Source organism: Pseudophaeobacter sp. 1A09344, assembly GCF_041008745.1.
Taxonomy (GTDB): domain Bacteria; phylum Pseudomonadota; class Alphaproteobacteria; order Rhodobacterales; family Rhodobacteraceae; genus Phycobacter; species Phycobacter gallaeciensis_A.
This window is the reverse complement of the sequence record NZ_JAXGFS010000018.1, coordinates 72,030-78,384: the sequence shown is the minus strand read 5'-3', so window position 1 is coordinate 78,384 and position 6,355 is coordinate 72,030. Positions and strand designations below refer to the sequence as shown.

Genomic DNA, 6,355 nt, shown 5'->3' with positions numbered 1-6,355 from the left:
GACGGGTTCGACCGTGATGTCGAGGTCGAAGGTCAGGGTCGAGATGGAGCCGACGCCCTTGGCGGTTTCGATGTCGGTGCTGGTGAATTTAATGCAGTTCGTGGTCATTGCTCTTCTCCTTGTTTGCATTGCAATGATGGTCACCTTGCAGCTGGCCAAGGCCCGGCCACACCGAAGGCGAAGCGTAGCGGAGAGGGGCAGGCGCCGGTCTTTTTGGCGCGCGAGGAATGACCCGTAGGGTCAGGGGAAAAAGATCGGCGACAACCTTTGTGGACGGGACGACAGCTGCGACCAGCATGTCATGCAGAGCAACACATCGGGAGAAGTGCGGTGGCCGCGAAGGACACCCAGGTGAACAGCCGATGAAACTGCCGGGGGCGGTGTCCTTTCTGCCCTCTCACCCCGAGCCGCAGCCGGACGGGTTCGCGCTTTGCCGAGCCTTGCCTAACGTGGCGCGACCGCTTGCCCGTGGTAAGTTGGTCGAGTGAGGTGCCATCTGGCTGAGCGATTTCAAGCAGACCGCCGTGGCATCTGCACCGGGCGCGGGTCATCCCGATTTCGGACCAACCCTCTTCGGCATCCCAATAGTTTGCGATTTTTTACATCGCGTCCAACACCGACCCTCTGCCAGCTTTGGCCAGAGCGATCCGGCGGTTGTCGAAACTCCTTTGCGGTCAATGATGGCAGAACAGCATGTCCGGCAAAGCGAGGACTAACACCGGCTGACACGGGAAAAACGAGACTATTGAAGCGACCCGCCCCGCCCCAGCGACCGTTACCGAATGGCCGAGATGAAGCGTTGCCACGACCATGCGACGGCTGGTCGGGCTGGCTCCGGAGGAGACGGCACGGCCAGCGGTACGTCGCAGGGAGAGGCAGCGTTTCAGCTCGGGGAGGGCGGCTGCATGCAGCCGACCGAGTAGGGCGCGGTCCTGACCAAAGGGCAGGATGATTTATGGACAACAAGCACCCACGAATTCCGTTCGCCGATTTGATGAAACTAACCCCGACTCGGAATGTAACAGATACGACCTTTGGCCTTCTTCAGCCATCCGAGTTGTCGTGCGCGTAGCTGCCATATCGCGTAGGACGCCCGTAATGCGGGCCAATGAGCCGAAAGGTCTCGATTGGCGACTCGTGATCGATGGTGTTCTCTGGAAGAGGCTATTCCGCACAGGCATCGGGAAGGATTCCTGCAACCGAGAGCAGTAGGAAGCTGCCATGAACCCGCTCATATTGCCACTGACCTACTCTCACCACGTTAATTAAACCCGCTTATCTTAGCCTACCCACTATTTAAGCGAAGCCCGTATTGCTTAAATAAAAGAGGGGCATCATAGTGAGCTATGACCGATTCAGACCCCAACCAACGCCTTGGCCGCTTTGTCGAAACCCCCGTTGCAGGAGAGACGGTCCGCGCCTTCGTACCACCTCCCCTGCCTCCAGTCCCAACAATCGACGTACTGGGGCTTCTCGACCGACTCAGCCTCGCGGAGCGCGCCTTAGGGCGGCTGGATGGCATCACGATGCTTCTGCCGCGCCAGGAACTGTTCCTCTATATGTATGTCCGCAAGGAGGCCGTACTTTCCTCACAGATCGAAGGAACGCAATCGACGCTGACAGACCTGCTGCGTTTCGAGACCGAAGCACAGGCGGGCCAGCCAATCGATGACATCCGCGAGGTCTCGAACTACGTCGATGCCATGATGTACGGGTTGGAGCGCCTCGAAGACTTGCCACTGTCCCTGAGGCTAATCCGCGAGATGCATGCGCGTTTGCTGCAAAGCGGACGTGGCGGCACCAAGGACCCCGGGGAGTTTAGGCGCTCCCAGAACTGGATCGGAGGGACACGTCCCGGTAATGCGCTGTACGTTCCACCCCCCGTCACGGAACTGGACAATTGCCTCGGCGCGTTTGAACGCTTCATGCACGACGACCAGTCCCGCCTTCCTGCTCTCATCAAGGCAGGACTGCTGCACGTCCAGTTTGAAACCATCCACCCTTTTCTCGACGGCAATGGCCGCATCGGCAGGTTGCTGGTAACATTGTACCTCTGCGTCAATGGGGTGCTGCAAAAGCCTCTCCTCTATCTGAGCTTGTTTCTTAAGACGCATCGCGCTGATTACTATCGCCTGCTCCAGGAGGTTCGTGAGCATGGTCAGTGGGAGGCTTGGCTTGACTTCTTCCTCGCTGGCGTGGCGGATACGGCAAACCAGGCATTTGATGCCGCCACGCGGATTGTTGACCTGTTTAAGGAGGATCGCGAGCGCATTTCAGCGCAAAGCGATCGCGCCGGTTCGTCACTGCGTATCCATGAACTGTTCCAGCAGCACCCCTTCCTGACCGCGAACCAACTGGTCGAGTACACCGGTCTGTCGGCTCCGACGGTGAACGCGGCCCTCGCCGACCTCCAACGCTTCGGAATTCTTGAGGAGATTACTGGGAGGAAGCGGGGGCGTGTTTTCAGCTATCGCGCCTATCTGACCATCCTCAGCGAGGGTACCGATCCGCTACCCACCACTGCCTAGAGAAAGGTGCGATGACAATTGCCATTCGACCATGAATGTCAATCGTGGCTGGGTTGCTCCCCTACAAGTTCGGGCAATGGCTCGGCGTGCCCATGACTCTCAAACTCGTTCCAATAGATCATGGCGAACTCTGCCACGGCTGGGCGTGGTCCATCGATGATGAGGACGCACTCGCCGAACAGGTTGCACGTATAGTTCTCGGCCAATATCGCCACGTCGCCAAGATCCTGAGCGGTGCGGGGGTGCCGGGACCTGCTGCCAATGCCGAGCAGGCGACTGCAGCGATCAAACAACTGACGTTGGCGGAGGGTGACGATCCTTGGCACCGTGATGGCTGGCTGTTCCAGGCGATATCGTGGATCGCCGCGCACCAGCAGCCTGCCGCTTCGCTCACCCGGATGCCTCATATTCGCAAGGCCGATGTCGCGTTTCCCTTAAATCTGAGACGAGACGCTTTCGGCATTGAGTTTTGCCTTTAATTGCGAGATTCGGCTGTCATGGGGCCTTTGCTTCTCGCGTGCCTTTGCGCGATGTGATCGACCGCGGCTAGCAATCGATGCTCCTTCTCGAAGGCGCGCAAGAGAGCAACCTTGGCAAAGTCGTCTATGGCGGAGCTGACGATGGCTGCCTTAGCCAAGGATGAGATCGCGCGGCGGCGATTGCGGCAAGGCACAACAGCCTCACTTCCGGTCTGTGGCTCTGAAGAGCGAACAAGGGCTCCCCGTGGCAGCCCTTAAGTGACATGGCAAAGGTGACTGCGCGCATTGCGCGCCGAAGTTGCCTGGGGCCTTGCGATCGCGCGGCGCATTCAAGCATCCCTGCCCCGCGGCGCGCTCGGTATATCAGTTTGTCGGATATTGGTTCGTCACCGGCTTTGCCGAGGGTCTGCACAAGTCTCGTCCCGCAAACCCGACAGTCGAATGCCCAGGCCCGCCTCCAATGCCTGAGCGAAAGGCCCTCTCGGGAGCATTGCAGACAATGCTGGAATGGCATCTGGGCCGTCAGCGATGCTTCTCGTGGCGTCATTGCCGGAAAGGTCAAAGATCGCACGACATCTGGGGCGACCCGTGCGGCATTGGCAATCTTCTCTGCCGCAGCCGCGTCGATGCTCAAGTCCAAGGCGGTGCCATGCGTGGTATCGATTTCGATATGAGCCAGCAGTTCCGCGTCATTACAGTAGTTGGCCGCAGCCAACCGAGACAACCAACCTGACAACAACTCGTCTGGAAGCGGTGCGACAGTCTTTGGCAGCGGTCGCAGCGTCACACGCCGGTCTTCTCGAGCCGCCGATGGGCGTTCGCATGGCGCGACCAAACCGGCGTCCATTTTGCGATTGCGTCATCGGTGATGCATTCCTCACCGGTGACAATGGCCTCGATGGAAAGATCCTTGACTAGGGCGAAAATGCGCGAGGTCACCCCACCGGTCAGTGCAAGTATCTGCTTGAGCGACTTGACCTTCAGATTGGATTTTTTGTTGAGGGGCATTGCCGCGATGAGTGTCTGGATCATATCCGAGAACTCGGCATCATCGCGCCAGTTTGGCAGGTGATGTTCGTCCAGCCGCCTGGCAAGTTGGATATCACCACGGATGGCATCGACAGCCTCGCTGACCCCGAGGCAGACCAGCGACACTTCGAGTTCATTGCTGAGATACCGCAGAACATTGAGAAAGCGTCGCTGTTCGCGGTGGGTCCCGGCCAAAAGGTTGTGAACCTCGTCGATCATGATCATCCGCAGGCCAAGGTCACGCAGTAGCGCGATGACACGGACTTCGAGGGAAGCCACATTTTGAGCGCGGGCGCTCAGTGCCGTCGCCGGGGCGCCAACGGCGGCCAGGATATGCAGGTAAAACCGCCGTTCATCAGGTGCGGGCGGCGCTTGCAACAGCAGAAGCGGTGTGCGGGTGATGCCTGATGCCGGATCGTATTCTGGTGCGTACTTGCGCGACAGGTTTCGGGCAATCATCGTCTTTCCAATCCCGGAGGCGCCATGCACAAGAAGCCCAGGCATACGGGTTTGTCGTGGCGCTTCGATCATGCCCTGCAAGCGGTCCAACACCTGTTCCGCCCGTGGAAAGCCGATCCAGATATCCGATTGAATGAGGGCGATCCGGCCGTCTTCTTCAGTTGTCCCTGCCCTCAATTCACCATCTCTCCACCTTGAACAATGGGCGCGATGTATCACCCGTGTCGATCGGGCGCAGCCCTTCGGTTGTCGAGACAGCCGAATTGGCGCCCTCCAATGTCCCTTTTCTTTCACGGGATCGGCGTTCGGCCTTCGTCAGGCCCCGGCTTTCGGTCTCGATCTGGCGTTGCTGTCGGATCAGCTCAGCCAGCACCAGCTCGTTGGACCCGGACTTGCCAAGGGCACGCGCCTTCCTCATAGCATCGCGATATTCCCATAGTGACACGGGCGGAATTTCCAGGTTTCTGTACCGCGCCTCAACATATCGGCCATCGTCGAGTTCGACCCAGATCATTGAGATATCGCGAGGATCGTAGCGAACGATGACCTTTCCGTCCCCGCGCCCAATGCGGCCTGCGAGGGCATCCGACCAATACCGTATCTGGAACAGATGGATGCCGCCGCGTCTGACCTTGCGCAGTTCACTTGGCAGAAAGCTCACCCGAAAGGCTTCCATCTCGAAGGGGATGTCGCCCGTCATCTCCGCTGAGAGCGCCTCCCATTTGGCAACGGGCGTGCAGCCAAGACTTGAATGAATGCTGTTGTTGTATCGGCAGATTTCCAGAGCAAACCAGCGATCGAATTCGCTCAAGGTCATCGTGGCCATGCCTTCGGCGTCATAGTCGCCCTTGACCGCGATCGAGGATTGCGTTGTTCCCGGCAAAAGGTGAACGGCCCCCATCATCGTGCCGATCAACCGCTCGATGTGACCCCCGAAGTGAGGTCTTCCCGGCGGCCGATAGATCAGATCGATCCCCCATTCCGCACATGCCGACCGAAAGGCCCGCGACCGGAAATCGCGGCCATTGTCGACATGGATGCTCTGCGGTTTGCCTTGTGCGGGCCAAGGAATATTGCACGCCAATTCCGACAGAAGTTCCGCCTTGGGGGCCACCGCCTGTGCCAGGCAAAGCGCCACTGACAGACGCGAAGGCGCCTCGAGAGTGGCGTAATATCCGGTTACCATTCGCGTTGCGATGTCGATAGCCAGCGTGACCCACGGCCGGCCAATTGGTTGGCGCTCAAAACTGTCGACAAGAATGATGTCCGCGGGCGTATGATCAATTTGCACCATCTCCAGAGGCTGACTGGCCTTGTTCTCGCCTGTGACAGACGCAAATTTCTGGCGGGCAGCCTTTGCCCCCTCTCGTGCCTTTGCAACTTCACGGGCATCCATTGCATCCAGACGACGCTGAACCGTCCGCCGTGTCGGCGGTTGCAAGCCCTGCTGCCAGCACGCGCTGCGGATTTCTGTCACGACGCGTGACAGGCTCGGACGTTCTCGGCGCAGGAAATGACGGCGAAGGTGTTCTTCAATCACCGCTTCGACCTTGCTGGATATCAATGTCGTACCGGCCGGACGGCCTCGTTTTCGCGGAGCCAGCGCGCTGGTGCGTCCACCCTCTTCCGCCAATCGCTTTATCCAACGCCAGACCGTCGCCCTGCTGACACCAAGTTCCCAAACGGCATCATTGATGCAATTTTCCAGACTGCCAGTGCCGTTGAGGTATGCCTGAACAAGCGGCCGCAGAACGGCCGCCCTGCGCGCCTCCTCAGCACCAATGACCACGCAGTCTTCGCTATCACCATCCATCGATATTTGCCGCACAAGTCTGTGAACCCTGTCTCAGGTTTAAGGGC

At 59.0% G+C, this 6,355-nt stretch carries 5 protein-coding genes; 2 read left to right on the top strand and 3 right to left on the bottom strand.

Annotation, left to right across the window (positions count from 1 at the left end; translation table 11 throughout):
• Positions 1-1,346 precede the first annotated feature (1,346 nt).
• Positions 1,347-2,528 (top strand): Fic family protein, encoded by a 1,182-nt coding sequence (locus SM765_RS21710; protein ID WP_152467152.1) that lies wholly within the window; start codon positions 1,347-1,349, stop codon positions 2,526-2,528.
• 44 nt (positions 2,529-2,572) lie between these two features.
• Complete coding sequence (locus SM765_RS21705; protein ID WP_254702672.1) at positions 2,573-3,007, top strand: hypothetical protein; 435 nt, start codon at positions 2,573-2,575, stop codon at positions 3,005-3,007.
• A 124-nt stretch (positions 3,008-3,131) separates the two neighbouring features.
• Here SM765_RS21705 and SM765_RS21700 read toward each other — a convergent pair whose 3' ends face one another.
• From SM765_RS21700 to SM765_RS21690, 3 genes are read right to left on the bottom strand one after another with little or no spacing between them, the layout of a single operon-like run.
• On the bottom strand, positions 3,132-3,854 hold the full coding sequence (locus SM765_RS21700; protein ID WP_234168060.1) for a TniQ family protein: 723 nt from the start codon (positions 3,852-3,854) through the stop codon (positions 3,132-3,134).
• The gene (locus tag SM765_RS21695; RefSeq protein ID WP_368981897.1) at positions 3,791-4,714 is read right to left on the bottom strand and encodes a TniB family NTP-binding protein; all 924 of its coding nucleotides are present in this window, start codon (positions 4,712-4,714) and stop codon (positions 3,791-3,793) included. Before SM765_RS21695 ends, SM765_RS21700 begins: the two co-directional genes overlap by 64 nt.
• Positions 4,674-6,308 carry a TnsB C-terminal domain-containing protein gene (locus tag SM765_RS21690; RefSeq protein WP_274830682.1) on the bottom strand — a complete coding sequence of 545 codons (1,635 nt, stop codon included), beginning with the start codon at positions 6,306-6,308 and terminating at the stop codon, positions 4,674-4,676. The genes SM765_RS21695 and SM765_RS21690 overlap by 41 nt, the downstream gene beginning before the upstream one ends.
• Positions 6,309-6,355 lie beyond the last annotated feature (47 nt).

Coding starts and splice junctions, on each gene's coding strand:
- SM765_RS21710 (WP_152467152.1), top strand. CDS start 1,347: ATGACCGATTCAGACCCCAACCAACGCCTTGGCCGCTTTGTCGAAACC.
- SM765_RS21700 (WP_234168060.1), bottom strand. CDS start 3,854: ATGGACGCCGGTTTGGTCGCGCCATGCGAACGCCCATCGGCGGCTCGA.
- SM765_RS21690 (WP_274830682.1), bottom strand. CDS start 6,308: ATGGATGGTGATAGCGAAGACTGCGTGGTCATTGGTGCTGAGGAGGCG.